The organism is Tepidiforma flava, from assembly GCF_027594505.1.
GTDB lineage: Bacteria > Chloroflexota > Dehalococcoidia > Tepidiformales > Tepidiformaceae > Tepidiforma > Tepidiforma flava.
Window position 1 is genome coordinate 415603 of record NZ_CP115149.1, and the last position, 22842, is coordinate 438444.

Here is a 22842-nt window from a genome sequence, read left to right on the forward strand (position 1 = left end):
GGCCGGGTTCAGGCGAGCTTCACGGCCGTGCCGGAGGCGGTGATCATGAGCATCTGGCCGCCGACGGTCTCGTAATCGATTTTGACGCCGACGACGGCATCAGCACCGAGCTGCTGGGCGTACTGGAGCATCTCGGCGACGGCGTGGTCGCGGCCCTTGCGGAGCTCCTCTTCGTACTTGCCCGAGCGGCCGCCGACGATGTTGCGGAAGCCGGCGGCGATGTCCTTGAAGACGTTGACACCGAGGATGACTTCGCCCGCGACGAGGCCGAGGTACTGCTGGATGGGGCGGCCTTCGACGGTGTTGGTGGTGGTGAGGATGATGGCCATGCGAAACCTCCGGGCGGGGATTTGGGGCCGTGCGCATCCCCAGTCTAGCGGAGCGGGGATGTTCCCGGATGTTCACTGAACCTATCGATCGATAGCCTACGCGTATGGCTATTCCGGAATCGATGCCGAATTTCGCCTACCTCGCACAGCGCGGCCGGCCGATGCTGGAGGTGAACCCCGCGAAGGAGAACGACGATGAAGCGGAAGCTGGTGACCTGCCCGAAGTGCGAACTGGAATTCACCTCGAACCGGGAGCTGACCTACTGCCCGGGGTGCCACGCGCTGGTGGAGCCGCGAGCGCGCGCGGCGGCGGGGCGTTAGCCGGCGGGGGCCCGGCCTTCCCAGCGGCGGAGGATGGCCTCGCGGAGGGCGGCGGGGGAAGGTATTTCGATGCCGCCGGGGTCGGGCTCGACCGCCCACACGGCGGTGAAGGCGATGGCGCCGGCGCGGTCGGCAGCGGCGCGTTCGTGGCGGCCGGGGGCGACGAACGCGGTTTCGGTGGGATGCGTGTCGAGCAGGCTGAGGCACTCGGCGAGCTGGTCGGCCGGGGCGTAGGCGCCGCCGCGGGGCGGAACGATGACGGTGAGGAAGCGGTCGAGGCCGGTCGACTCGGCGTGTTTTCGGGCGAGGGGGTAGGGGAGCCGCGAAATCGCGGCCATCTCGATGAGTTCGCCGCGGAGCTCATCGAGCGCCATGCCGATGCCCTCGAAGACGAGCAGCCGTTTGAGGGCGCTGCGGGCGGCGTACTGTTCGCAGAGGGCTTCGGCGGCGTCGCGCTCGCGCGGGTCATCGAGGAGGATGCGGAGCGCCTCGCGCCAGGGCGGGCGTGGTAGGCGTCGGCGAGGTCGCGGGCGGAGATGCGGCGGCCCGTGACGGCGGCGACGGCTTCTTCGAGGGCGTAGGTGAAGGCGGGGCGGCTATCGATGAGGGCGCGGTCGAGGTCGAACACCACGAGGCGCGGGCGCGGGCGTCCGCTGCCGACGAGGGGCATCAGCGGACGGCGGCGAAGAAGCGGTCGCGCGCGGCCTGGTACTCCTCGGGGGTGTTGAAGGTGAGGTCGAGGAGGTCGCCGGCGTCGACTTCGGCGTGGCGGCTTTCGTGGGCGCGGAGGATGCCGCGGAGTCCCTCGCTGGCATCGTCGGCGCGCATGAGCTCTTCGCGGAGGCGGCCGGCGACGACGACGGGGTGGCCGTGTTTCCCGGCGTGGACGGGGATGGTGTAGTCCGCCTCGGCGGGATGGCCTTCGTAGAGGGCGCGGAGGAAGGCGGCGGGCCGGGGCTGGTCGACGTCTTCGATGAGGATGCGGTCGGCGTCGCGGTTGGCGGCCTTGGCGCCGATGCGGAGGGAGCCGGCGCGGCCGAGCTGGAAGCGGGGTTGAACATGATGCGGCAGGGGATGCCGCGGAGCTGGCGGGAGACGTCGTCGGCGCGGTAGCCGAGGACGACGATGACTTCATCGGCGCCGGCTTCCCAGAGCTGTTCGAGTTCGTAGCGGATGAGGGGCTGTCCGCCCCAGTCGAGGAGGGGCTTGAGGGTGCCCATGCGCTGGGAGATGCCGGCGGCGAGGATGATGGCGGAGTTCATGGCGACTCCTAGTGTAGGAAGGCCTGCGGCTTGGGGCGATGGTCAGGCGCGGGCGGCCGCGGCGGCCTGGAAGGTGTTCTCGACGCCGAATTCCCGGGTGAGGATGCGGAGGAATTCGTGGATGGGCGGCGCGAGGATGCGGTTGCGGAGGATGTGGACGCCGACTTCGAGCTGCGCGGGCTGCTCCATTTCGCGGATTTCGACGCGGGCGAGGGTGCCGCGCTCCCGTTCGCGCTCGAAGGAGACGACGGGGAGGATGGCGACGCCGAGGCCGGCTTCGACCATGTGCTTCGTGGTCTCCATGTCGTCGAGCTCCATGACGGATTCGGGGACGACGCCGGCGCGGAGGAACATGGAGTAGACCAGGCTGTGGTAGCTGGAGCCGCGTTCGAAGAAGAGGAACGGCTGGCGGCCGGCTTCGGCGATCGAGACGCGGCCCTTTTCGGCGAAGGGGTGGTCCGGGGGAACGACGAGGGCGAGGTCGTCGTTGTAGAGGTGGAGCGACTGGATTTCGGGGTGCTGAGCGAGGCGGGTAACGGCAACGTGGAAGTCGCCGGCGAGGAGGGAGTCGATGATGTCTTCGGTCTGGCCGGTGGCGAGGTGGATGTGGACGCGCGGGCGGAGCTCGCGGAACTTTTTGAGGATGCGGGGAGGACGTAGGTGGCGATGGAGGTGGAGGCGCCGATGCGGATGGTGCCGACTTCGCCGTGGCGGACGGCTTCGATGGCGTCGGTGCCTTCCTGGACGGCGGTGAGGGCGCGCTGGGCGTGGGGCATGAAGGCGCGGCCGGCATCGGTCAGGGTGACGCTGCGGCCGGTGCGTTCGAAGAGGCGCTCGCCGAGCTCGCGCTCGAGGGACTGGATGCGGGCGGTGACGGATGGCTGGGTGAGGAAGAGGGCCTCGGCAGCACGGCTGAAGGAGCGGTGGTGAGCGACCTGGATGAAGGCTTCGAGCTGTGCCAGTTCCACGGGGTTCCTCCGCGGCGGGGTGCCGTCGGTTTTTAGGGTAGCGCCTGGGAACGGTAGAAGTTGGCGTTGATCTCGATGTAGCGGCGCATGTCGCCTTCGAGGGAGGCGTCGTGAGCGATGGCGCTGACGGGGCAGGCGAGCTCGCAGGCGGCGCAGTCGATGCACTGGTCGGGGTTGATGTAGTACTGCGGAGCGTCGTCGGTGGTGTGGATGCAATCGACGGGGCAGACGTCGACGCAGGAGGCATCTTTGACGCCGATGCAGGGTTCGGTGATGACATAGGGCATGGGTCAGCGGGCCTCCTGGCGTGCGAATGGGTCGGGGAAGACGCCGGTCTTTTCGACGACGATGTCGCCGAGGACGCGGGCCTGGCAGGCGAGGCGGAGGCGGGGGTCTTCGATGGCGCGCGGGCCGCGCTGGCGGATGAGGTTGGCGCGTTCGAATCGGCCCATGACGCTGAGGCGGCCGAGGCCGGAGATGACGGTCATGGCGCAGTTGGTGCATTCGCCGTTGCGGCTGCAGCCGACGGGCCAGTAGTAGCCGGCGGCGTTGGCGGCATCGAGGACGGTTTCGTTATGGGGTGCGGGGAATTCGAAGCCCCGGGCTCGACGCGGACGCGGTGCACGGCCGGTATTGTGCGGCGAGGCGCGGGGGCTGTCGATGGTGTGGGGGTGGTGGAGACGAGGGGACTCGAACCCCTTACCTCAGCAATGCGAATGCTGCGCTCTCCCAGATGAGCTACGTCCCCACGATGAACGAGCCGCCTCCATCGTAGGAAGCGGCTCGCGGCTGGGTCAACTGGTGCGGAGGGCTAGGAGCGGTGGGAGGAGCCCCGGCCGATGCGGTAGGAGGTTTCGCCGGTGAACTCGCGCTCTTTGCCGCACTTCTTACACCGCCCGGGCGTCAGCTCTCCACGCGGAGGTTCGAGGATCCAGTGATGCACGCATTCCGCGACTACCTGGAGCGCTTCGGCCTTGGACATGCAACTATCCCCTGGGTCGTTCAGGTTGTGGTGTTTGGCCAGGGCTAAGCACCCCGCCACCGGCCGGGGTCAGTGTAGTCGGGGTTATAGACGGTTTCAATCGTTTATGGCGATTCGTCCAGCATGCCGGGCAAAGGTGTAATGACGACGCGGCCGGCAGCGAGGTCGATGGACTGGACGACTTGCCCGATGGCGGGAACGAGGATTTCGCCCCGCGCGCCGTGGACGACGTAGACGTCGTTGGCGCCAGGCTGGAGGACTTCGACGAGGGTGCCGAGGGCTTCGCCGGCGGCGGTGACGACGGCGAGTCCGATGAGCTCGTGGATGAAGTACGACTCGGCGTCGTCGCGGAGGACGTCGCTATCGAGGGCTTCGATCAGCTCGCCGTGGAGGTCTTCGACGTCGGTGCGAGTCTCAAGCCCCGAGAGTTTGATGATCCAGTCGTCGCCGGCCGGGCGGGCGCGCTGCACGATGCGGCGGACGCCGCGGAGGTAGACGGGCCGGCCGCGCTGGATGTTGCGGGCGGTGGGGGAGAAGACTTCGACGCGGAGTTCGCCGCGGAGCGCGTGCGGCCGGAGCACGCGGGCGACGGCGGTGTACCCGGGCCGGGGTTCGGCGGGCAGCGTGACGGGGTTGCGGGGGCGCGGTGGACGGGAGGGACCGGGCGAGGGCGTCCCGCTCAGTGGCCAATCTCCAGGTTGACGCGAACGTCTTCGCGGACTGCGGCGACCTTAGCGAGGGCGCGGAGGGAGGTGGCGATGCGGCCGCCTTTGCCGATGACTTTGCCGTAGTCGTCTTCGTGGACGTTGAGGTAGACGGTGACGCGGTCGCCCTGGATGGACTCGCTGACCTGGACGTCGTCGGGGTGGTCGACGAGCGCTTTCGCGAGGTATTCGATGAGCTCGCCGGTCATGGTCTCGGGCATGGCTTACTCGGCGGGTTCGCTGGAGTCGGCCTCAGCGGGGGCTTCGGCGGCAGCTGCGGCAGCTTCGGCCTCGGCCTTGGCGCGGGCGGCAGCGCGCTCGGCGGCGGCCTTCGCCTGCTCGGCGCGCTTCGCTTCGAGCTTCGCCTTCACGACGGGCGGCTTCTTTCGATGACGCCGGCGCGGACGAGGATCTTCTCGGCCGCCTCGGAGGGCTGGGCGCCCTTGCTGATCCACTCGCGGGTGCGGTCGGCGTCGAGGGTGATGCGGGGCGGGTCCTGGTGCGGGTCGTAGGACCCGAGGGTTTCGATGAAGCGGCCGTCGCGGCGGTCGGGCTGGTTGGCGACGACGACGCGGTAGAGGGGTAGCCCTTCTTGCCGGTGCGCCGGAGGCGGATGCGAATCATGGGAGCTCCTGCGAAACGCCGCGCGGGGCGGACGGGATTGGCGGTGCTACTGAGGATACGACATGACGGCGTTAGCGCCACGCGGCGGGCGGCGCGCCGGGTTGAGCGGCCTCAGCGGAAGAGGGGCATCTTGCCGGTGCTGAGGGTCTTGGCGATCTTCCGGGCTTCGAAGAACTGCTTGAGCAGCTGGTTGACCTGGGAGGGGTCGGTAGCGCTGCCGCGGGCGATGCGCTTGCGGCGCTTGCCGTCGATTTTCTCGGGGTGGCGGCGCTCCCACGGGGTCATGGAGAGGACGATGGCCTCGGCCTGGGCGAAGAAGCGGTCGTCGATGTCGTCGACCTGGAGCTGCATCTTGATGCGGTTGAAGCCGGGGAGCATGGAGACGAGCTGGCCGAGGGGCCCATCTTGCGGACTTTGCGGAGCTGGTCGACGAAATCCTGGAGGTCGAAGGTGCCGCGCTTGAGCTTGTCCTTGAAGGCGTCGGTGTCCTCTTCGCCCATCGTCTCCTTGGCTTTTTCGATGAGCGTGAGGAGGTCGCCCATGCCGAGGATGCGGCTCGCGAGGCGGTCGGGGTAGAACGGTTCGAGCGCATCGGCTTTTTCGCCGACGCCGATGAATTTGACGGGGACGCCGGTGACGGCGCGGATGCTGAGCGCGGCGCCGCCGCGGGCATCGCCGTCCATTTTGGTGAGGATGAGGCCGGTGGTGCCGACGCGCTCGTGGAACTCTTTGGCGGCGTTCACGGCGTCCTGGCCGGCCATGGCGTCGGCGACGAAGAGGACTTCCGCGGGGTCGAGGAGGCGCCGGAGTTCGGCGACCTCGTTCATCATGTCGTCGTCAATGTGGAGGCGGCCGGCGGTATCGACGATGAGGTGGGTGGCGCCCATGCGCTTTGCTTTTTCGAGGGCGTTTTGGGCGATGACGGCGGGTTTGACGCTGGTGCCTTCTTCGTGGATCGGCACGTCGAGGGTGCGGGCGAGGGTGACGAGCTGGTCGACGGCCGCCGGGCGGTAGATATCGCAGGCCGCGAGGAGGGGGCGGAGCCGCTGCTTCTTCAGGAGGTTGGCGAGCTTGGCGGCGCTGGTGGTCTTCCCGGAGCCCTGGAGGCCGACGAGCATGATGACGGTCGGGGGCCGGCTGGCGGTGGCGAGCTTCGGGGCTTCGCCGCCGAGGATATCGACGAGCTCCTGGTGGACGATGTCGATGACCTGCTGGGCGGGGGTTAGGCTGCGCAGAACTTCGGCGCCGAGGGCCTTTTCGCGGACGCGGGCGGTGAATTCGCGGACGACGCGGAAGTTGACGTCGGCCTCGAGCATGGCCATGCGGACTTCGCGGAGGGCCTGGTCGAGGTCCTCTTCGGTGACGATGCCGCGGGAGCCGAATTTGCGGAAGGCGCCCTGGAGCCGGTCGGTCAGCGTTTCGAACATCGATTCTCAGTGTACCGGGGTTGGGGTGAACGGGGCAGATGCGGCGAGGGGCCTGCGGCGGCAGACCCCTCGCCGATGAGCGGCGTTGCGCCGTGCTCAGGGGTTGGCGCGGTAGAAGGGGACGTCGGTGCGGTTCTTCGTGGCCCAGAAGATGTTGTGGATTTCTTCGACGGCCTTCAGGAGGGCCTCGCCGTTGGCGGGGTTGGACTCGTGCTTGCACTTGGAGGCAGCCTTGGCGGCCTTCCAGAAGACGTCGTGGAGGTTCGGGTACTTCTCGAGGTGCTCCGGCTTGAAGTAGTCGTGCCAGAGGATGTCGAGCTCCTTTTTGACGATGTCGGCCTGCTGCTCCTTGATGACGATGAAGCGGGTGCGGGTGTTGATGGTGGCGAGGTCCCGGGCATCGCCGAGGGCGGCGATTTTCTTTTCCATGGAGAGGACGGCCTCGGCTGCGATGCGGGCCGCGGCCGGGTCGTAGACGCCGCAGGGGCCATCGCAGTGGGCGCTGGCGATGGTCGACGGGCGGAGGAAGCGGAGGAGGTTCATGGCCTGTGGTTACTCCTGGTGGGATGGTGCGAGTGCCGTTAGCGATTATAGGCGGGCCCGTGAACGGCCTGCACCCGGGGCGGGCAGACGGGGCGCGGGGCGAGCCTGTACGATCGGTGGGTCATCTTTCGAGGAATGGGGGTTTGTTCCCGTGGCTGAGACTGCAACGCTGAAGGTTGGGGATGAGGCACCGGATTTCGAGCTGCCGATGAGCCCGACGGGCGAGAAGTTCAAGCTTTCGGACTACCGGGGCAAGAACGCGGTCATCATCAACTTCGTGCCGGCGGCGTTTTCGCCGGTGTGCAGCAACCAGCTGCCGCTCATCGAGCAGAAGCGGAAGGAGTTCGAATCGCAGGGCGCGATCCCGGTGGTGATTTCGAGCGACGGCCCGTGGGCGCAGGCGGCGTGGAAGAAGGAGCTGGGCGTGGACTTCCCGATCCTGAGCGACTTCAATCCGCTGGGCGAGACGGCGCGGAAGTACGGGGTGCTGATCGAATCGCGCGGCATCGCCAACCGGGTGGTGATCGTGGTGGACAAGCACGGCAAGGTGGCCCGGATTCAGCCGACGGAGAAGATCACGGACATCCCGGACTACGACCCGGTGGTGGCCTGCGCAAAGGGCTGAGGCTCCCCGTTCGCGCCTGGACGAACAGCGCCCCGCCGAGTCGGCGGGGCGCTTCATGCGTTCCGGAAGCGCCGGGCAGGGCGCTAGTTCTCGTCGAAGACGATGACGGAGCGGTTGACCTCGCCCTTCTTGAGCGCGTCGTAGGCCTCGTTGATCTGGTCGAGGGTGTAGCGGCGGGAGATGAGCTCGTCGATCTTGAGGCGCTTCTGGCGGTAAAGCTCCATGAGCCACGGCATGTCGTAGGTCTGGCGGGTGGAGCCGTAGAAGCTGCCGACGATGCCTTTTTCGCCGAGGAAGGCCATGCCGGCGTTGGGGATGGTGAGCTGCTCGGTGAGGGGGAGCATGCCGACGATGACGGCCTGGCCGCCGCGGCGGGCCATTTCGAAGCACTGCTGGGCGGTCTTCATGAGGCCGATGGCTTCGAAGGCGTAGTCGACGCCGCCGCCCGTCATGGCGATGACCTGCTGGACGGCGTCGCCCTTGGAGGCGTCGACGACGTCGGTGGCGCCGAATTCTTTCGCGGCGGCGAGCTTCGACTCCATGAGGTCGACGGCGATGATGCGGGAGGCGCCGGCGATCTTGGCGCCCTGGATGATGTTGAGCCCGACGCCGCCGCAGCCGACGACGGCGACGGTCTGGCCGGCCTGGAGCTTGACGGTGTTGGTGACGGCGCCGACGCCGGTCATGACGCTGCAGCCGACGAGGGCCGCGGCCTGCATGGGCACGCCTTCGGGGACGTGGACGCAGGCGTGGGCGCTGACGAGCTGGTACTCGGCGAAGGCGGACATGCCGGCGAACTGCATGATCGGCTGGCCCTTGAGCTTGACGCGGCCCATGCGGTTGAGGGCCTGGGTGTTCTCGCAGAGGTTGGGCCGGCCGGTGACGCACCGGTTGCAGGTGCCGCAGGACTGGACGAAGGCGACGACGACGCGGTCGCCTTCTTTGACGTTGGTGACGCCGGGGCCGACCTTGGCGACGACGCCGGCGGACTCATGGCCGAGGACGACGGGCATGGGGTAGAGCCACTTGCCTTCCATGAAGTGGAGGTCGGAGTGGCAGACGCCGGTGACGGCGGTTTTGATGAGGACCTCGCCGGCCTGGGGCTCGTCGAGCTCGATCTCCTCGATGCTGAGGGGCTGGTTGGGGGCGTACAGGACCGCTGCTTTGACGTTCATGGGGTGTAGGGCTCCTCCTTCTCGAAGCATGGGGATTCTTCCGCCCGGTAGGTTCGGCGTCAAGCGCGGCGGCGGGGGAAGGTTCAGGCCGGGATCAGCTCGGCGGGGGCGGGTTCGGCATCGAGCCGCTGCCCCGTCTCGGCATCGAACCAGTGGAAGGCGTCGCCGGCGGGGACGAGGCCGAGCACCTCGCCGGGGCGGACGTCGACTGCCGGGTCGAGGCGGGCCGTGACCTGCTGGCCGGCCGCGTCGACGGTGACGTAGAGGTCCGGGCCGTGGGGTTCGACGAGGGCGACAGGACCGGCGATTGGCGCCGGGGCGGCCTGCGGCCAGCGGTGGAACGCCTCGGGCCGAATGCCGAGGATAGCGGGCGCGGGGAGCGCGACGGCTGGCGGCCGGCTGACCGGGATATCGATGGCAGCCGCCGCGAAACGGGCGCCCCGGGGCCGGGGACGAGGTCGCCGCGGAGCAGGTTCATCGCGGGGCTGCCGATGAACGAGGCGACGAAGGTGTTCGCCGGGCGGTCGTAGATGAGCTGCGGGGTAGCAACCTGCTGGAGAACGCCGTCGTGCATGACGGCGATGCGGGTGCCCATGGTCATGGCTTCGACCTGGTCGTGGGTGACGTAGATGAGGGTGGTGCCGAGGCGGCGGTGGAGGTCGCTGAGCTCGGCGCGGGTGCGGAGCCGGAGCTGGGCATCGAGGTTGCTCAGCGGCTCGTCCATGAGGAAGACGCGGGGCCGGCGGGCGATGGCGCGGCCGAGCGCGACGCGCTGCCGCTGGCCGCCGGAGAGCTCGCGCGGCCGGCGGTTGAGGAGATGGCCGATTTCGAGCATCTCGGCGACTTCGCGGATGCGGCGATCGACGTCGGCTTTCGGCGTCTTGCGCTGGCGGAGTCCGAAGGCGAGGTTGTCGTAGACGCTCATGTGGGGGTAGAGCGCGTAGGACTGGAAGACCATCGCGATGTCGCGGTCGCGCGGTTCGACGCCGAGGACGGAGCGGCCGTCGATGCGGATATCGCCGGAGGTGGGCTCTTCGAGGCCGGCGACCATGCGGAGGGCGGTGGTCTTCCCGCAGCCCGAGGGGCCGACGAGGACGAGGAACTCGCCTTCGCGGACCTCGAGGGTGAGGTCGCGGACGGCGCGGACATGGCCGAAGGTCTTGTGGACGCGGTCGAATTCGACGCCCATGGAAGCCTCCCGAGGGGAATGGGGCAGCCCGGGGCGCGTCCCCGGGCTGCCGGAGGGGGATGGCGGCCGGGGGCTCAGATCTTGAGCTTGGGCCGGATTTCGGTGTCGACGATCTTCTGGAGCTCCTTCTTGACGTCGGGCCAGACGTTCTTCGCGTCCTCGTTGTTGAGGATCATCCGCTCGAGGCCTTTGCCGAGGATGGCGTCGCCGCCGGGGACGTAGACGCGGGCGGAATCCTGCGGCTGGGTCTTGGGGAGCTGGTCGACGGCCGTCTTGAACTGGGGGTACCGGCGAAGAACTCGGACATGAGGGGGCCGTTGACGGCGCTCTTGCGGACCGGCATGTAGCCGACGTTCTGGGAGTAGTAGGCGGTGTTCTCGGGGTTGGTGATGAAGGCGATGAAGAGCATGGCGGCGAGCTTTTTCTCGTCGGAGATGGCCTTCGGGATGCAGAGGCCGGCGCCGCCGGTGGGGCAGCCGAACTGCTTCTTCTCGGGGTAGAAGGCGGTGCCGACGGGGAACTTCGCGTCCTTCAGGACGCCGGCGAGGCCGCCGGTGGAGGAGAGCATGGAGTAGGTGGTGCCGGCGAGGAAGTCGGCCTTTTCGTCCTTGGCGGTGACGTTGGCGTACTTCTTCGTGAAGACCTGGGAGCGGATGTAGTTGCCGGCCTCGATGCCCTCCGGGGAGTCCATCAGCATCGTGAACTTCTCATCGGAGTAGCGGCCGCCGAACTGCCAGATGATGCCCTGGAAGGTCCAGGCGATGTAGCTGTCGCCTTTGACGTGGGTGAAGGCGAATTCGCCGGGCTTGGCCATCGCCTGGAGCCTGGCGGCCCACTCGTCGAATTCGTCCCAGGTCTTGGGGCCGCGGTCGGGGAGGCCGGCGGCGGCCCACTTCTCTTTGTTGTAGTAGAAGAGCGGGGTGCTGCGGGCGAAGGGCATGCCCCACTGCTTGCCGTCGAACTGGTAATCCTTCAGCAGGGTGTCCTGGTAGTCGGAGCGGTCGACCTTGACCTCATCGAGCAGGGCATCGAGGGGTTCGATGGTGCCGGCGAGGAAGTACTTGAACCACCAGACGTCGGAGAGCATGACGACGTCGGGGATCTGCTTCGCGGCGAGGCCGGCGTTGAACTTCTGGGAAACCTCGGCGTAGTTGGCGCCGGCGGTTTCGAGCTTGACTTTGATATCGGGGTAGGCGGCCTGGAAGCGCTTGATCAGCTCTTCCTCGGCGGCCTTGGAGTTGGCGGGGTGGACGCTCCAGTAGGTGATTTCGGCGGCGGGCTTGATGCCGCGCGGGGTCGGGGTGGCAGCGGGGGAGGCGCCGCCGGAGGCCTGGGTCGCGGCAGCCGGGGGCTGCCCGGCGTCGTCGTCATCGCCGCCGCAGCCGACGAGGCCGAGGGCGGCCGCGCCGCCGGCCATGCCGAGGAGGTGGCGCCGTGAGATATGCGTCATGGGTCGTGGAACTCCTTTTGGGTGGTGCCTGTGGTGTGATGCGCGAACTGCCCCGGCACGGGCAGGAATCGCCGGGTGGCGCGGCTCAGCCTTTGACTGAGCCGGCGGTGAGCCCTTCGACGATGTGGCGCTGGGCCCAGAGGAAGATGAGCAGGACGGGTGTGATGACCATGACCGCGCCGGCCATGACGACGCCCCATTCGCTGGAGCCTTCTGAGTGCTGGAGCTGGGTGAGACCGACGGGGAGCGTCATGTGCCGGTCGTTGTTGGTGACGAGCAGCGGCCAGAGGTAGTCGTTCCATTTCGCGACGATGGAGATGAGCGCGAAGGTGACGAGGGCTGGCCGGGACATGGGGAGGACGATGCTCCAGAGCATGCGGAGGTGGCCGGCGCCGTCGATGCGGGCGGCTTCGATGACGTCGCGGGGAGGCTGAGGAACTGCTGCCGCATGAGGAACGCGCCGAACGCGACGGCGGCGCCCGGGATGACGATGCCCTGGTAGGTGTTGACCCAGCCGAGCTCGGCGACGAGGACGTAGTTGGGGATGATGGTGACCTGGAAGGGCACCATCAGGGCGGCGATGACGAGGAGGAAGATGAGGTTCTTCTTCGGGAAGGGGAGGAAGACGAGGGCGTACGCGGTGAGGACGCCGTTGATGAGTTCGAGGCCGCTGCCGGCGACGGTGGTGATGACGCTGTTGATGAAGAAACGCTCGAAGGGGACGGCAGTCCAGGCCTGGCGGTAGTTCTCCCAGCGGAAGGTCTCGGGAATCCAGGACACCGGGAGGGTGTAGATCTCCTGGCGGGTTTTCAGCGACGCGGTGAGCATCCAGGCGAGCGGGAGGACGATGACGAGGACCGCGAGCGCGAGCGCGGCGTAGGCGGCGAGCGTGCGGAGGGGGAGGGCGGCGCGGATGCCGGCAAGGCGGCGCGGGCGTGCGGGCAGGGAGAGTTCGCTCGTGGTCATCGGAAGGTCACCCGTAGTTGACGCGGCGCTCGAGGAAGCGGACCTGGAGGAGCGTCACGCCGAGGAGGATGAAGAAGAGGACGGTCGCGACGGTGGAGGCATCGCCGACGCGGAAGCGCACGAAGGCCTCTTCGTACACCTGGTAGACCATGGTCTTGGTGGCATCGAGCGGCCCGCCGGCCGTCATGACGCTGATGATGTCGAAGGCCTGCATGGAGCTGAGCATGGTGGTGACGAGGAGGAAGAAGGTCATAGGCGAGAGCTGGGGAGCGTGACGTGCCAGAAGCGCGCCAGGGGCCCGCGCCGTCGACGCGGGCAGCTTCGTAAAGTTCGCGGGGGATGGTTTGGAGGCCGGCGAGGTAGATGACGGTGGCGTAGCCGAGGTTCTTCCGGTGTAGACGATGATGACCATCGGCATGGCCCAGTTCGGGTCGTTGTACCAGTTGGGCGACGGGAGCCCGAGGCGGCCGAGGAGGGCGGATACGAGGCCGAAGCGGGGGTCGAAGATGAAGAGCCAGATGATGCCGATGGCGGCGCCGCCGAGGACGTAGGGGGCGAAGAGAACGGTTCGGGCGGCGTTGCGGCCGCGGAGGCGGAGGTTGAGGAGGAGGGCGAGGCCGAGGCCGATGGCCATCGTCGTGCCGACGGTGGCGGCGGTGAAGACGAGGGTATTGCGGATGATGTAGCGCGACGTCGGGTCGGTGAAGTAGTCGGAATAATTCTCGAACCCGACCCACGTCTTCTGCGGCGAAATGAGGTCCCAGTCGTAGAACGAAAGCCGGATGCTTTCGACGAGCGGACGGTAGGTAAAAAGGATCAGCAGGGTGATATTCGGCGCGATGAACAGGAGGAAGAGAAGGTACGGAAGCAGGCGCTGGAATCGGCGCGGCGCCGCGGGATGTGGTGCTGCGTGAGCCATGAGCGGGATGGTCACGCTGCTGGTTTAACCGGGATGGAACGGTGCATGAACGAATCGCGATCAGGTTCGAGGCGCGCTTTACGTCCTGTTCATCGTTCGACAATCGATTGCAAACCGTTGCGCCGGACGCTGGCAGGCATGGCATTCGAACGCGCGGAACGGGGCAGCGGGCAGGGGCCGGGGCTGATCGTCCCGGCGTACTACTGGGCCGGGAACGGCAGCATGGTGATCCACCGGCTGAAGGGCTTCGGGCGGCCGGTGGACGGCGAGGCGTACCTGCGGGCCTACGAGCCGGAGCGGCTTCGGTGGCTGCGGGACCGGGCCGGGGTGACGTGCGTGTTCCTCAGCTACAACTGGGGCTTCCGCCGGAGCTGGAGGCAGAGGACTGGCGGGCGTTCGAACGCGCGGCGCGGACATGCCGCGACCTCGGGATGCAGGCGGCGGCGTACATCCAGCCTTCGAACGCGGCAGCCTCGGGGTCGTTCGCGCGCAAGGGCTGGTACGCGCTGACGCCGAAGGGGAAGCGCATCCCGTACTACAACGGGCGGTTCTTCACCTGCCTGAACGACCCGGAGTGGAGGGAGTGGGTGTTCGAGCGGTGCATGGACGCCTGCCGCCGGGGCGCCGACGTGCTGTTCTTCGACAACTGCGCGTTCGGGGGAATGCCGATTCCTCTGTCGCGCGACTACACGGCGTTTGCCGGCTGCGCATGCGGGCGGTGCCGGGAGCGGTTCGCGGCGTGGCAGGAGCGGCAGGGACTGACGCCGCTGGAGCTGCCGCGGCTGTTCCGGCCGGCGCGGGACGAGGCGGCGCGGCGGTTCGCGCGGTGGCGGGCAGAGACACTGACGGGGTTCCTCCGCGGCATCGTGGAAGACGTGCGGCTCGCCTACCCCGGCACGAAGTTCGTCACCAACACGGTGGGCGGGGTGAACGTGAACACGTTCAACGTGTTCGGCGCCGACCTGCCGGCGATCGCCTCGTTCATGGACTGGCTGTTCGTGGAGAACCTGCAATCGCCGCGGTGCGACGGGCCGCGGCTGGTCCAGAACGCGGGGACGTACGGGCTGCTCCGGGCGCTGCGGCCGGGGGCGCCGGCGCTGAGCATCGCGTACGAGCGGGGTATCGGGGTGGACGGGCCGCCGGCGCCGGCGGTGTTCGCGCGGATCGCGGCCGAGGGCTTCGCGGCCGGGGGAACGCCGGTGCTGCGGGCGGGGGAATACATCCGCGAGGGGAAGTGGTCGCTGCTGCAGCCCGGTGCCGACGACCGCCGGCTCGAGGCGTTCGGGCGGGTCGCTGCGGCGTACGCAGCGCTGCTGCGCGCCGGCGGCGAGCGGCGGGAGGCCGCGCGGGTGGGCGTGTACGTGCCCGACGCGGTCGGCTGGGGCGGGGACCTCTACCCGGGGAGCGGCGACGATTACCTCGCGGTCATCCAGGCGCTCGTGGGGGCGGGGATCCCGTTCCGGGTCATCGGCGAGCGGAATGAGCCGTGCGACCTCGGCTGCCTGCTCGTGCCGGCGAGCGCGGAGCCGCCGGCGTGGTTCAGCGGGAGGGTGATGCGGTTCGCCGAGCTGGGGCTGCGGATGCCGCGGTCGCGGCCGTTCCGCTGGTTCGGCGGGCCGCTGGAGCCGGCGGTCCGGGTGCTCGGGCCGCGAGTGGTCGACGGCTACTACAGCCGGGTGCACGTGCGGCGGTTCGTGGACCGGCTGGACCTGCTGTTCCGGCTGGTCTTCGGCGGGCGGTTCGAGCGGGTGCCGATGCGAGAGGATGCGGCGCGCTTGCTGGCGGCGACGAACCCGGTGCAGGTCGAACTTTCGGGCCCCGGGTACGTCCACCTGTGGGAGAGCGAACGCGGGTTCGAAGTCCACCTCGTGAACTACGGGGACGCGCCGCTGCGGGCGGAGGTGCGGGGCGGCCGGGGACGCGGTTGCGGGTGGAGGGCGACGGCCGCGCCGGGCCGGGCGGCCGGTTGGAGGTGGGGGTGTACGCGATTGCGGTGCTGGAGCGCGCGGCGGAGCGGGAGCGGCTGGCGGCGGCGGCGAGGTGAGCCTGCGGACGGCGGCGCTGGCGCCGCGCGGCGGCAGTCGGGGCGCTGGGGTTCGCCGCCGTCGTGGCGGCGCGGGAGATTGCGGCAAGCCACCGGGGCTGGGCGCTGGACGCGCTCGGGTGGGCGGCAGTGCTGATGGCGGCACAGGTCGTGCTGCTGGCCGCCGGGTGGCGGGCGATCGGCCGCAGCCACTGGCCGCCGGGAGAGCGCTGGACGTGGCTGCGGTCGTTCGCGCACGGCTGGGCGGCGCGGTACGTGCCGGGGCCGCCGACGGGGCCGGCGGGCAAGTACCTCGCCCTGCGCGACGCGGGCATGACGGTGCCGGCGGCGGCGGCGCTCCTGTGGGTGGACCAGGTGCTGTCGCTGGCGGCGGGGTCGCGGTGCCGGCGGCGCTGGCGGTGCCGGCCTTCGGCGCTGGGTGGCTGTGGGCGGCGGCGCCGGCAGCCGCCTGCGCGCTGGCGCTCGCCGGGGCGGGGGCCCGGCCGGGGCTGGTGCGGCGGGTGAGCGGGCGGTTCGGGCCGCGGGGCGAACGCGAAGGGGCCGCGGTCGCCCCGCGCGATGCCGCGGCAGGGTTCGCGGCGTACACCGGGGCAGCGTTGCTCGCCGGGCTGGCGTTCCACGTCACCGCCGTGGTGGTGAGCCCATGGCCGCTTTCGCGGTGGGAGGAAGGGGTGCTGGTGTTCTCGCTGGCGAGCCTTGCCGGGTACGTTACACCGTTCGCCCTGTCGGGCGCGGGAGTCCGCGAGAGCATCATCGTGGCGCTGCTGGGCGGGACGCTCGGGGCGCCGGCCGCGCTGACGGTCGCGGTGGTGGCGCGGGCGACGGCGGTGCTGGTCGATGCCGTGCTGCTGGCGGGCGCCTACGGGGCAGGCTGGCTGGCGCGGGGGCTTCGCGGCGCCACTCAGCCGCCACGGCATCGAACAGGCGCGCGTAGTCGGCGGCAACGTCGGCCCAGGAGCGGACGCGGGGGCGGGGACGGGGCGGGGCGGCGAGCTCGTCGGCGACGGCGCGGGCCCGTGCCGCCGGGTCGGCGGGGGAACCAGCCGCGCGCCGCAGAGGCGGGCCATATCGACGAGGCCTTCGAGGCCGGCGACGAGGACGGGGAGCCCGGCGGCGGCGGCTTCCGCGGGGGCGATGCCGAAGCCTTCCGGGCGGCCGGGCACGGGGATGTTCGGCGCGACGAAGAGGTCGGCGCAGGCGTACAGGGCATCGAGGCGGTCCGGCGGGAGGGCGCCGAGGAGGCAGAGCCGGGGTTCGCGGCCGGCGAGGGCGCGGAGCCGCGGCGCCTCGGGGCCTTCGCCGACGACGGCGAAGGTGACGCCGGACGGCAGCAGCGGCAGGACGTGCGCGGCGAACCAGGCGGCGCCTTTCCGTTCGACGAGCCGGCCGGTCGTGACGAGCAGGGCCCGCCGCGCGGGAGGCCGAGGGCGGCGCGCTGCGGACGGGTCCGGCGCGCGGCGGATGCGGGCGAAGCGGCCGGCATCGACGCCGTTCAGGATGACACGGGGCCGGAACCCGCAGCGGGCTTCGACTTCGTCGGCGGTGTAGCTGCTGACGGCGACGACGCGCCCCGGGCCGAGCCAGCGTAGCGCCGAGCGGACGAGCGCGCCGTAGCCGGGGAACGGGCGGGTGACATCCTGCCCGTGGACGGTGACGACGGCGGGGCGGCGGCGAGGAATTCGACGAGCGGCGCGGCGAGCGCGAGGAGGCCGTCGCCGAGGTGGACGGCATCGACGCGGCCGCGGAGGCTGAAGACGCGCCACGCAGCGGCAGGAAGGAACAGGGGCAGCCACCGCTGGCCGCGGCGGAGGGCGCAGACCTCGGCCGGGCGGGGGAAGTGGCCCGTGAGCTGGCGCGAGAACTCCTCCATGCCCCCGATGGCAGGCGGGTATTTGCGGGTGACGAACAGGATCACGGTGCGAGTGAAGCGGGTAAACGTGAACGGACGGATCCGGGACGGCGATTCCTTAACGGTCCGTTCGCGGGACGTGAACGGCACGACAACCGGGGCGGGGTACTCCTGAAGGAACCGAAACAGGAGCACCCATGGTGACTGGCGAACGGGTCCTGGTGATTGGCGTCGGGCGGATCGGGGCGGTGACGGCGATTGGGCTGGCGCATTTGCTGCACGACGTCACGGGCGTCGACACAAACGCGGAGCGGGTGGAGGAGCTGCGGGCGGGGCGGCTGCGGGAGGCGGAGCCGGGGCTGCGGGCAGCGCTCAAGAGCGCCCTCCGGCTGCGGCAGCTGCGGTTCGAGCGGGCGGTGGCGCCGGGCGACCACGACGTCACGTTCCTGTGCGTCGACACGCCGCCGCTGCCCGGCGGCGAACCGGACCTGCGGCAGCTCTTCGCGGCCGGGGAGTTCGCGGCGCGGGTGACGGCGCGGGGCGGGGTCGTCGTCACGCGGTCGACGGTGCCGCCGGGGACGGGCGACCGGCTGGAGGCAGCGCTCCGGGCGGCGGGGCGGCGGGATCTCGCAGTGGTGCACGTGCCCGAGTTCCTGCGGGAGGGCCGGGCATGGGAGGACTTCCGCGAACCGGACCGGGTGGCGATCGGCGCGAACGACCCGGCAGCGGGCGAGCGCGTGGCGCGGCTGTTCACGGACATCGCGGCGCCGGTGTACCGGATGGACCGGGTGACGGCGGAGCTCGCGAAGTACGCGGCGAACGCCTACCTCGCGACGGCGGTGAGCTTCGCGAACGAGATGGCCGACCTCGCGGCCTGCTTCGGGGCCGACACCGACCGGCTGTTCGAGGTGCTAAAGGCGGACCGGCGCATCGGGCGGGAGGCCTACCTCGGGCCGGGGCTCGGGTTCGGGGGCACTGCCTGCCGAAGGACACGGCGGCGCTCGAGTACGTCGCGGCGGCGCGGGGCATCGAGCTGCACCAGCTGCGGGCGACCATCCGGGTGAACGCGCTGCGGGTGGAGCGCGCGGCGGAGTGGCTCGCGCAGGCGCTCGAGGGGCTCGAAGGGCGGACGGTCGCACTGCTGGGGCTGGCCTTCAAACCGGGGACGGACGACCTGCGGGCCTCGCCGGCGCTGGCGCTGGCCGGGGAGCTCCGGGCGCGGGGCGCGGCGGTGCGCGGGTTCGACCCGCTGGTGCGGGGCGCCGAGGGGCTGGAATGCCCGGGGACGCTGCCGGCGGCGCTGGACGGGGCGGACGCCGTGGTGGCGGCGCACCGCGCAGACTGGGTGCGCGCCATCGACCCGGGGTCGGCGGCCGCGCTGATGCGGCGGCTGGTCGCGTTCGATGCGCCGGGGCGCTCGACCACGCGGCCTGGACCGCGGCCGGCTTCGCGACGAACCGCTGCCCGCGGGTAGCCGCACGGGCGGGCGAAGGGGCCGAGCGGTGAGGCTGCTCATCGCGACCGATTCGTTCCCGCCGAAGATCGACGGGGTTTCGGACACCGCGGCGACGGTCGCGCGGGTGCTCGGCCAGCTCGGCCACACGCCGCGGGTGGTCGCGCCGGCGCCGGGGCCGCGCTGCGTCGAGCGAGCGCAGGTTGCGCGGATCCGGTCGCTGCCGGCGCCGCTCTATCCGAGCTGCGGCTGGGGTGGGAGTTCGACCGGGTGGTTCGCATCGCGCGGGCGCGGTGGGACGGGGCGATCGTGCTGACGCCCGGGCCGATCGGGGCGACGGCGGCGCTGGCGCTGCCCCGGGGCACGCCGCTCCTCAACATCTACACGACAGACATCCCGCGGTACCTGCGGACGTACGGCATGCACCGGTTCGTCAGCCCGGCGACGTGGCTGCTGCGGCGAATGGCCGAGCGTTCGGTGCGGACGCTCTGCCCGACCCGCTTCGTGCAGGAGGAGCTGGCGGCGCTCGGCTTTCCGCGCCTCGAGGTGTGGGGGCGCGGCGTCGATACCGCGCTGTTCCACCCGGGGCGGCGGAGCGCGATGATGCGGGAGCGGCTGACGGGCGGGGAGCCCTGGAAGCCGCTGGTGCTGTATGTGGGTCGGCTGGCGAAGGAGAAGCGGGTCGAACAGCTGGCGGAGGTGCTCGACGGGAACCCGGGCGCGCGCCGGCGCTCGTCGGCGACGGGCCGGAGCGGGGACGGCTCGAGGCGCTGTTCGCGGGCCGGCCGGCCGTCTTTACGGGCTACCTGCGGGGCATCGAGCTGGCGGAGGCGTTCGCCTCGGCGGACGTCTTCGTCTTCCCCAGCGCGACGGACACGTTCGGGCAGGTGGTGCTGCAGGCGATGGCGAGCGGCGTGCCGCCGGTGGTGGGGACGGGCTCGGCGACGGCGGAGCTGGTGCCGGCGGGGGTGTGCGGCCTGCACGTCGCGCCCGGGCGGCCCGGGGCGCTGGCGGCGGCGGTGCGGCGGCTCATCGAGGACGAAGCGATGCGGCGCTCGATGGGGCTGGCGGCCTCGGAGTATGCGCGGCGGTTTTCGTGGCAGGCGCTGGTGCTGCGGCTGGTGGAGCTGCTGGCGCCGGGGGACGCGCCGGGGCCGGTCGACGTTCCCCGTTCGTTCGCGAAGTGAGGCGGCGTCAGTCCGGAGCGGCGGGCGTGAGGAGCTCGGAGGCGTCGCTGAGGAGCGAAACGAGCCAGGCGAACCCGGAGGCCACGAGCAGCGCAGCGATCAGCTTCATGCCCGGATCATCGGGTGCCGGCATTAACACCCGTGGAAGACCGGCGGGGGCGCCGGTTCAGCGGCGCCATCGTCTTCGAGCGCGATGAAGGCGCGGAAGAGCTCGCGCTTCTTCTCGCGGTTGCGGTGCTCGGCGGTGAGCAGGCGGTCGAGGAAGCTGACGGCGGCGGCGACATGGGGGCCTTTGTTGAGCATGACGCAATCGGCGCGGGTGGCCGCGGCGGCGTCGGTGATCTCGGGGCGGGCCGGCATGCCGTGGCGGGCGAGGGTTTCGAGCACTTGCGTGGCCCAGGTGACGGGCAGATGGGCAGCTTCGGCGAGGCAGAGGATGGCGTCCTGGTAGAGGGCGAGGTCGTCCCAGCCGACTTCGACGGCGAGGTCGCCGCGGGCGATCATCACGCCGAAGGCGGGGTGGCGAAGCCCTTCGAGGAGGATCGGCGTGAGACGGTGGGCGGCGGCGCGGGTCTCGATCTTGGCGACGATGCCGCGGCCGTGGAGGCCGCGGGCGTCGAGCTCGGCGGCGAGCCGGGCCACGTCGTCCGGGCCGTGTACGAAGGAGAGCCCGAACATGTCGGCGAAGGGGCCGCGACATCGAGGCTGGCGATGTCGGCAGGGGTGAGGGCCGGGAGGGGAGGACGAGGCCCGGGAAGTTGAGCCCTTTCTCGGGACGGAGGCGGCGCGGCCGGCCGGCGGGCGCCTCGAGCAGGATTTCGACGCCGTCAGCATCGGCGGCGACGACCCGGCCGGCGAACTTCCCGTCGTCGATGGCGACCGGCTGGCCGGGCGCGACGGCCTCGAGCGCCGCCGGGTGGCTGCAGGGCAACGCGGGGACGCCGGCGGCGAGCCCGGCGGGGCTCGCCGCTTCGGAGCGCAGGAGGCGCAGCCGGTCGCCCGCGCTGACGCGGAGCTCGCCTTCGAACGGACCGACGCGGAGCCGCGGCCCGGAGAGGTCGAAGAGGATATGGCAGCGGCGCGGCGGGGGCGTCCCCTGCCGTTCGAGTTCGAGTTCGGCGTGCCGGACGGATTCGGCGAGGGCGTGCCAGTCGGCGGCGCGGCCGTGGGCGGCGTTGATGCGGGCGACGTCCATGCCGGCGCGCAGGAGCTGCATCGCTTCGAGGACGGGGTCGGCGACGGTGTGGTCGAGCGTGACCATGATGCGGGTCGCCCGGCCGGGGCGGGGGCGGCCGAAGAGGCGCGCAGCCCGCTGCTCCTGCAGGCGGAGGGCCTGTTCGCGCGAGGGCGCGACGCAGCGGGGTTCGCTGCCGCTGAGCCACGCGCGAACGTGCTCGAGCGAATCGAGGACGTTCGGCTCGAGGCGGCCGAGCGAGCTGAGGCCGATATCGGCGAGCGCGACCTGCACGGCGGCGATATCGCGCGTGCGGAGGGCGCGGTAGGCGAGCAGGTTCGCGGCGCTGAGGGCTGCGTCGCCGGACAGGGCCGGCGGGACGCGGGCCGCCGCGCGGGACGCGTCATCCTGCAGTTCGCGGATGCGCCGGAGGAGTTCGTCGCGCTCCATCGGGGCGATCGTGCCGCAGGGGCGGCAAACGCCCCGTTAACGCGGGATGTGATTCACGCGAGCCGCACGAGGGTTCGGCCGCGGACTTTGCCCTGGAGGATGTCCGCGCAGACCGCAGGCACGCCATCGAGGTCGGTCTCGACGGCGATGGAGTCGAGCAGTCCGCGGGGTTTCAGGTCGGTCGCGAGCCGCTGCCAGGTGCGCTGGCGCTTCTCCATCGGCGTGAAGACGGAGTCGATGCCGAGGAGGTTCACGTTGCGCAGGATGAAGGGGTAGACGGTGGTGGCGATGGCATTGCCGCCGGTGAGGCCGGAGAGGGCGATGCTGGCGCCGTACTTCATCGTGCGGATGAGGTAGGCGGTGGTGCTGCCGCCGACGGGGTCCACTGCGCCGGCCCAGCGCTCCGATTCGAGCGGACGGGAGCTCTCGGCGCTGACTTCTTCGCGGGAGAGGATTTCGGAGGCGCCGAGGTCGCGGAGGTAGGCATGTTCGGAGGCTTTGCCGGTGCTGGCGGCGACGGTGTAGCCAGCCTGGGCGAGCATCGCGACGGCGGTGGAGCCGACGCCACCGGTGGCGCCGGTGACGATGACGGTGCCGTTCGCCGGGCGGAGGCCGTTGTGCTCGAGCGCTTCGAGGGAGAGCGCGGCGGTGAGGCCCGCGGTCCCGATGGCCATCGCTTCCTTCAGGGTGAGGCCCGGGGAAGCGGCATCACCCAGTCGCCGGGGACGCGCGCCAGCTCGGCGAAGCCGCCGGGGTGGCTGACGCCGACGTCGTAGCCGGTGACGATGACCTCCTGCCCCGGCGCGAAGCGGATGTCCTTCGATTCGAGGACGACGCCGGCGAGGTCGACGCCGGGAACCATGGGGTAGGAGCGGATGACGCGGCCGCCGGGCGAGAGGGCGAGGCCGTCCTTGTAGTTGATGGAGCTCCAGTGGACGCGGATGGTGACGTCGCCGGGCGGGAGGTCGGCCTCGGAGAGGTCGCGGACGGCGACAGAGAAGGCGTCGCCCTGCTTATCGACGACGAGCGCGCGGTAGGCCATGGGGTGCACCTCGGGCGGGTGGTGTGAGGGGAAGGGTGGGGGAGCGGGGCGAGAGGGGCAAGGGGAGGGGCGGGGGAGGGAGGAGGGGGAGGGAGGAGGGAGGGGGGGGAGGGAGGAGGGAGGAGGGAATTGGGAACCGGGAACCGGGAGCCGGGCGGG

28 protein-coding genes, 1 tRNA gene and 8 pseudogenes are annotated in these 22842 nt (G+C 70.7%); 10 read left to right on the plus strand and 27 right to left on the minus strand.

Features of this window, described 5'->3' with window-relative positions; all coding sequences use genetic code 11:
* Positions 1-8: 8 nt before the first annotated feature.
* Positions 9-323, minus strand: a complete 315-nt coding sequence (locus O0235_RS02750) for a YbjQ family protein (RefSeq protein WP_270058027.1) — start codon at positions 321-323, stop codon at positions 9-11.
* A gap of 201 nt (positions 324-524) precedes the next feature.
* Between O0235_RS02750 and O0235_RS02755 the strand changes: the two genes are divergently transcribed.
* Positions 525-650 (plus strand): hypothetical protein, encoded by a 126-nt coding sequence (locus O0235_RS02755; RefSeq protein WP_270057021.1) that lies wholly within the window; start codon positions 525-527, stop codon positions 648-650.
* Here the strand turns inward: O0235_RS02755 and O0235_RS02760 are convergent.
* From O0235_RS02760 to sodN, 16 genes and pseudogenes are all read right to left on the minus strand, one after another.
* Complete coding sequence (locus O0235_RS02760; protein WP_270057022.1) at positions 647-1024, minus strand: hypothetical protein; 378 nt, start codon at positions 1022-1024, stop codon at positions 647-649. The two genes, O0235_RS02755 and O0235_RS02760, sit on opposite strands and share 4 nt — an antisense overlap.
* A 295-nt stretch (positions 1025-1319) precedes the next feature.
* Positions 1320-1478, minus strand: coding sequence for a hypothetical protein (locus O0235_RS02765; protein ID WP_270057023.1), 159 nt, complete (start codon positions 1476-1478; stop codon positions 1320-1322).
* Between the two features lie 6 nt (positions 1479-1484).
* Positions 1485-1912: pseudogene (locus O0235_RS15585) on the minus strand (nucleotidyltransferase family protein); the annotation flags it as partial.
* Between the two features lie 42 nt (positions 1913-1954).
* Entirely contained in the window at positions 1955-2791 is an 837-nt protein-coding gene (locus O0235_RS02775) for a LysR family transcriptional regulator substrate-binding protein (RefSeq protein WP_373324418.1), read from the minus strand.
* Positions 2755-2880, minus strand: a pseudogene (locus tag O0235_RS15590) (LysR family transcriptional regulator); the annotation flags it as partial. The gene O0235_RS02775 and the pseudogene O0235_RS15590, both read right to left, overlap by 37 nt.
* Before the next feature lie 32 nt (positions 2881-2912).
* The gene (locus O0235_RS02785) at positions 2913-3167 is read right to left on the minus strand and encodes a 4Fe-4S dicluster domain-containing protein (RefSeq protein WP_270057025.1); all 255 of its coding nucleotides are present in this window, start codon (positions 3165-3167) and stop codon (positions 2913-2915) included.
* Between the two features lie 3 nt (positions 3168-3170).
* A complete protein-coding gene (locus O0235_RS02790; RefSeq protein ID WP_270058029.1) occupies positions 3171-3542 on the minus strand; it encodes a 2Fe-2S iron-sulfur cluster-binding protein in 372 nt (123 codons plus the stop codon).
* A gap of 10 nt (positions 3543-3552) precedes the next feature.
* Positions 3553-3628 (minus strand) — tRNA-Ala (locus O0235_RS02795).
* 63 nt (positions 3629-3691) lie between these two features.
* Positions 3692-3862, minus strand: a complete 171-nt coding sequence (locus O0235_RS02800) for a hypothetical protein (RefSeq protein ID WP_270057026.1) — start codon at positions 3860-3862, stop codon at positions 3692-3694.
* Positions 3863-3966: 104 nt separating this feature from the next.
* Complete coding sequence (gene rimM, locus O0235_RS02805) at positions 3967-4545, minus strand: ribosome maturation factor RimM (RefSeq protein ID WP_308445672.1); 579 nt, start codon at positions 4543-4545, stop codon at positions 3967-3969.
* A complete protein-coding gene (locus O0235_RS02810; RefSeq protein WP_270057027.1) occupies positions 4542-4787 on the minus strand; it encodes a KH domain-containing protein in 246 nt (81 codons plus the stop codon). The genes rimM and O0235_RS02810 overlap by 4 nt, the downstream gene beginning before the upstream one ends.
* Before the next feature lie 3 nt (positions 4788-4790).
* Positions 4791-4937: a hypothetical protein gene (locus tag O0235_RS02815; RefSeq protein ID WP_270057028.1), complete on the minus strand. Its 147-nt coding sequence runs from the start codon at positions 4935-4937 to the stop codon at positions 4791-4793.
* Positions 4934-5095 (minus strand): 30S ribosomal protein S16, encoded by a 162-nt coding sequence (gene rpsP / locus O0235_RS15595; RefSeq protein ID WP_373324419.1) that lies wholly within the window; start codon positions 5093-5095, stop codon positions 4934-4936. Before rpsP ends, O0235_RS02815 begins: the two co-directional genes overlap by 4 nt.
* A gap of 206 nt (positions 5096-5301) precedes the next feature.
* On the minus strand, positions 5302-5541 hold the full coding sequence (locus O0235_RS02820; RefSeq protein ID WP_270057029.1) for a hypothetical protein: 240 nt from the start codon (positions 5539-5541) through the stop codon (positions 5302-5304).
* The gene (gene ffh, locus O0235_RS02825) at positions 5472-6617 is read right to left on the minus strand and encodes a signal recognition particle protein (protein ID WP_270057030.1); all 1146 of its coding nucleotides are present in this window, start codon (positions 6615-6617) and stop codon (positions 5472-5474) included. Before ffh ends, O0235_RS02820 begins: the two co-directional genes overlap by 70 nt.
* Positions 6618-6713: 96 nt before the next feature.
* Positions 6714-7160, minus strand: a complete 447-nt coding sequence (gene sodN / locus O0235_RS02830) for a superoxide dismutase, Ni (protein ID WP_270057031.1) — start codon at positions 7158-7160, stop codon at positions 6714-6716.
* Between the two features lie 151 nt (positions 7161-7311).
* On the opposite strand from sodN, the gene O0235_RS02835 reads away from it, so the two are divergent.
* Complete coding sequence (locus O0235_RS02835; RefSeq protein WP_270057032.1) at positions 7312-7785, plus strand: redoxin domain-containing protein; 474 nt, start codon at positions 7312-7314, stop codon at positions 7783-7785.
* 83 nt (positions 7786-7868) lie between these two features.
* Here O0235_RS02835 and O0235_RS02840 read toward each other — a convergent pair whose 3' ends face one another.
* The 6 genes and pseudogenes from O0235_RS02840 to O0235_RS02860 form a co-directional block, all read right to left on the minus strand.
* A complete protein-coding gene (locus O0235_RS02840; protein WP_270057033.1) occupies positions 7869-8960 on the minus strand; it encodes a Zn-dependent alcohol dehydrogenase in 1092 nt (363 codons plus the stop codon).
* Positions 8961-9043: 83 nt separating this feature from the next.
* Positions 9044-9376: a TOBE domain-containing protein gene (locus O0235_RS15600; RefSeq protein ID WP_373324421.1), complete on the minus strand. Its 333-nt coding sequence runs from the start codon at positions 9374-9376 to the stop codon at positions 9044-9046.
* A gap of 353 nt (positions 9377-9729) precedes the next feature.
* Positions 9730-10149 (minus strand): annotated as a pseudogene (locus O0235_RS15605) (ABC transporter ATP-binding protein); the annotation flags it as partial.
* A gap of 74 nt (positions 10150-10223) precedes the next feature.
* Positions 10224-11599: pseudogene (locus O0235_RS02850) on the minus strand (ABC transporter substrate-binding protein).
* A gap of 85 nt (positions 11600-11684) precedes the next feature.
* On the minus strand, positions 11685-12431 hold the full coding sequence (locus tag O0235_RS15035; protein WP_308445673.1) for a carbohydrate ABC transporter permease: 747 nt from the start codon (positions 12429-12431) through the stop codon (positions 11685-11687).
* Between the two features lie 141 nt (positions 12432-12572).
* A complete protein-coding gene (locus tag O0235_RS02860; RefSeq protein WP_270057036.1) occupies positions 12573-13499 on the minus strand; it encodes a carbohydrate ABC transporter permease in 927 nt (308 codons plus the stop codon).
* Positions 13500-13789: 290 nt separating this feature from the next.
* On the opposite strand from O0235_RS02860, the gene O0235_RS02865 reads away from it, so the two are divergent.
* Both O0235_RS02865 and O0235_RS15610 read left to right on the plus strand, forming a co-directional pair.
* The gene (locus O0235_RS02865) at positions 13790-15664 is read left to right on the plus strand and encodes a hypothetical protein (RefSeq protein WP_270057037.1); all 1875 of its coding nucleotides are present in this window, start codon (positions 13790-13792) and stop codon (positions 15662-15664) included.
* Positions 15664-16032 (plus strand): hypothetical protein, encoded by a 369-nt coding sequence (locus O0235_RS15610; RefSeq protein WP_373324362.1) that lies wholly within the window; start codon positions 15664-15666, stop codon positions 16030-16032. Before O0235_RS02865 ends, O0235_RS15610 begins: the two co-directional genes overlap by 1 nt.
* A gap of 617 nt (positions 16033-16649) precedes the next feature.
* Here O0235_RS15610 and O0235_RS15615 read toward each other — a convergent pair.
* Positions 16650-17321, minus strand: a pseudogene (locus O0235_RS15615) (glycosyltransferase family 4 protein); the annotation flags it as partial.
* On the opposite strand from O0235_RS15615, the gene O0235_RS02875 reads away from it, so the two are divergent.
* From O0235_RS02875 to O0235_RS02895, 6 genes and pseudogenes are all read left to right on the plus strand, one after another.
* Positions 17249-17581: a hypothetical protein gene (locus O0235_RS02875; protein WP_270057039.1), complete on the plus strand. Its 333-nt coding sequence runs from the start codon at positions 17249-17251 to the stop codon at positions 17579-17581. The pseudogene O0235_RS15615 and the gene O0235_RS02875 overlap by 73 nt on opposite strands.
* The gene (locus O0235_RS02880) at positions 17575-18441 is read left to right on the plus strand and encodes a nucleotide sugar dehydrogenase (protein WP_270057040.1); all 867 of its coding nucleotides are present in this window, start codon (positions 17575-17577) and stop codon (positions 18439-18441) included. The genes O0235_RS02875 and O0235_RS02880 overlap by 7 nt, the downstream gene beginning before the upstream one ends.
* Positions 18438-18851, plus strand: a complete 414-nt coding sequence (locus tag O0235_RS02885; protein ID WP_270057041.1) for a UDP binding domain-containing protein — start codon at positions 18438-18440, stop codon at positions 18849-18851. Before O0235_RS02880 ends, O0235_RS02885 begins: the two co-directional genes overlap by 4 nt.
* 28 nt (positions 18852-18879) lie before the next feature.
* Positions 18880-19146 (plus strand): glycosyltransferase family protein, encoded by a 267-nt coding sequence (locus O0235_RS02890; protein ID WP_270057042.1) that lies wholly within the window; start codon positions 18880-18882, stop codon positions 19144-19146.
* Positions 19101-19343 (plus strand): annotated as a pseudogene (locus O0235_RS15620) (hypothetical protein); the annotation flags it as partial. The gene O0235_RS02890 and the pseudogene O0235_RS15620, both read left to right, overlap by 46 nt.
* A gap of 35 nt (positions 19344-19378) precedes the next feature.
* Complete coding sequence (locus O0235_RS02895; RefSeq protein WP_270057043.1) at positions 19379-20017, plus strand: glycosyltransferase; 639 nt, start codon at positions 19379-19381, stop codon at positions 20015-20017.
* 132 nt (positions 20018-20149) lie between these two features.
* Here O0235_RS02895 and O0235_RS02900 read toward each other — a convergent pair whose 3' ends face one another.
* The 3 genes and pseudogenes from O0235_RS02900 to O0235_RS15630 form a co-directional block, all read right to left on the minus strand.
* Entirely contained in the window at positions 20150-20695 is a 546-nt protein-coding gene (locus O0235_RS02900; protein WP_270057044.1) for a pyruvate kinase, read from the minus strand.
* Between the two features lie 79 nt (positions 20696-20774).
* Positions 20775-21641: pseudogene (locus O0235_RS15625) on the minus strand (pyruvate kinase); the annotation flags it as partial.
* A gap of 53 nt (positions 21642-21694) precedes the next feature.
* Positions 21695-22683, minus strand: a pseudogene (locus O0235_RS15630) (acrylyl-CoA reductase family protein).
* Positions 22684-22842 lie beyond the last annotated feature (159 nt).

Coding starts and splice junctions, on each gene's coding strand:
- O0235_RS02755 (WP_270057021.1), top strand. CDS start 525: ATGAAGCGGAAGCTGGTGACCTGCCCGAAGTGCGAACTGGAATTCACC.
- O0235_RS02760 (WP_270057022.1), bottom strand. CDS start 1,024: ATGGCGCTCGATGAGCTCCGCGGCGAACTCATCGAGATGGCCGCGATT.
- O0235_RS02765 (WP_270057023.1), bottom strand. CDS start 1,478: ATGCGCGCCGACGATGCCAGCGAGGGACTCCGCGGCATCCTCCGCGCC.
- O0235_RS02785 (WP_270057025.1), bottom strand. CDS start 3,167: ATGCCCTATGTCATCACCGAACCCTGCATCGGCGTCAAAGATGCCTCC.
- O0235_RS02800 (WP_270057026.1), bottom strand. CDS start 3,862: ATGTCCAAGGCCGAAGCGCTCCAGGTAGTCGCGGAATGCGTGCATCAC.
- O0235_RS02810 (WP_270057027.1), bottom strand. CDS start 4,787: ATGCCCGAGACCATGACCGGCGAGCTCATCGAATACCTCGCGAAAGCG.
- O0235_RS02820 (WP_270057029.1), bottom strand. CDS start 5,541: ATGCAGCTCCAGGTCGACGACATCGACGACCGCTTCTTCGCCCAGGCC.
- ffh (WP_270057030.1), bottom strand. CDS start 6,617: ATGTTCGAAACGCTGACCGACCGGCTCCAGGGCGCCTTCCGCAAATTC.
- sodN (WP_270057031.1), bottom strand. CDS start 7,160: ATGAACCTCCTCCGCTTCCTCCGCCCGTCGACCATCGCCAGCGCCCAC.
- O0235_RS02840 (WP_270057033.1), bottom strand. CDS start 8,960: ATGAACGTCAAAGCAGCGGTCCTGTACGCCCCCAACCAGCCCCTCAGC.
- O0235_RS15610 (WP_373324362.1), top strand. CDS start 15,664: ATGGCGGCACAGGTCGTGCTGCTGGCCGCCGGGTGGCGGGCGATCGGC.
- O0235_RS02880 (WP_270057040.1), top strand. CDS start 17,575: ATGGTGACTGGCGAACGGGTCCTGGTGATTGGCGTCGGGCGGATCGGG.
- O0235_RS02900 (WP_270057044.1), bottom strand. CDS start 20,695: ATGTTCGGGCTCTCCTTCGTACACGGCCCGGACGACGTGGCCCGGCTC.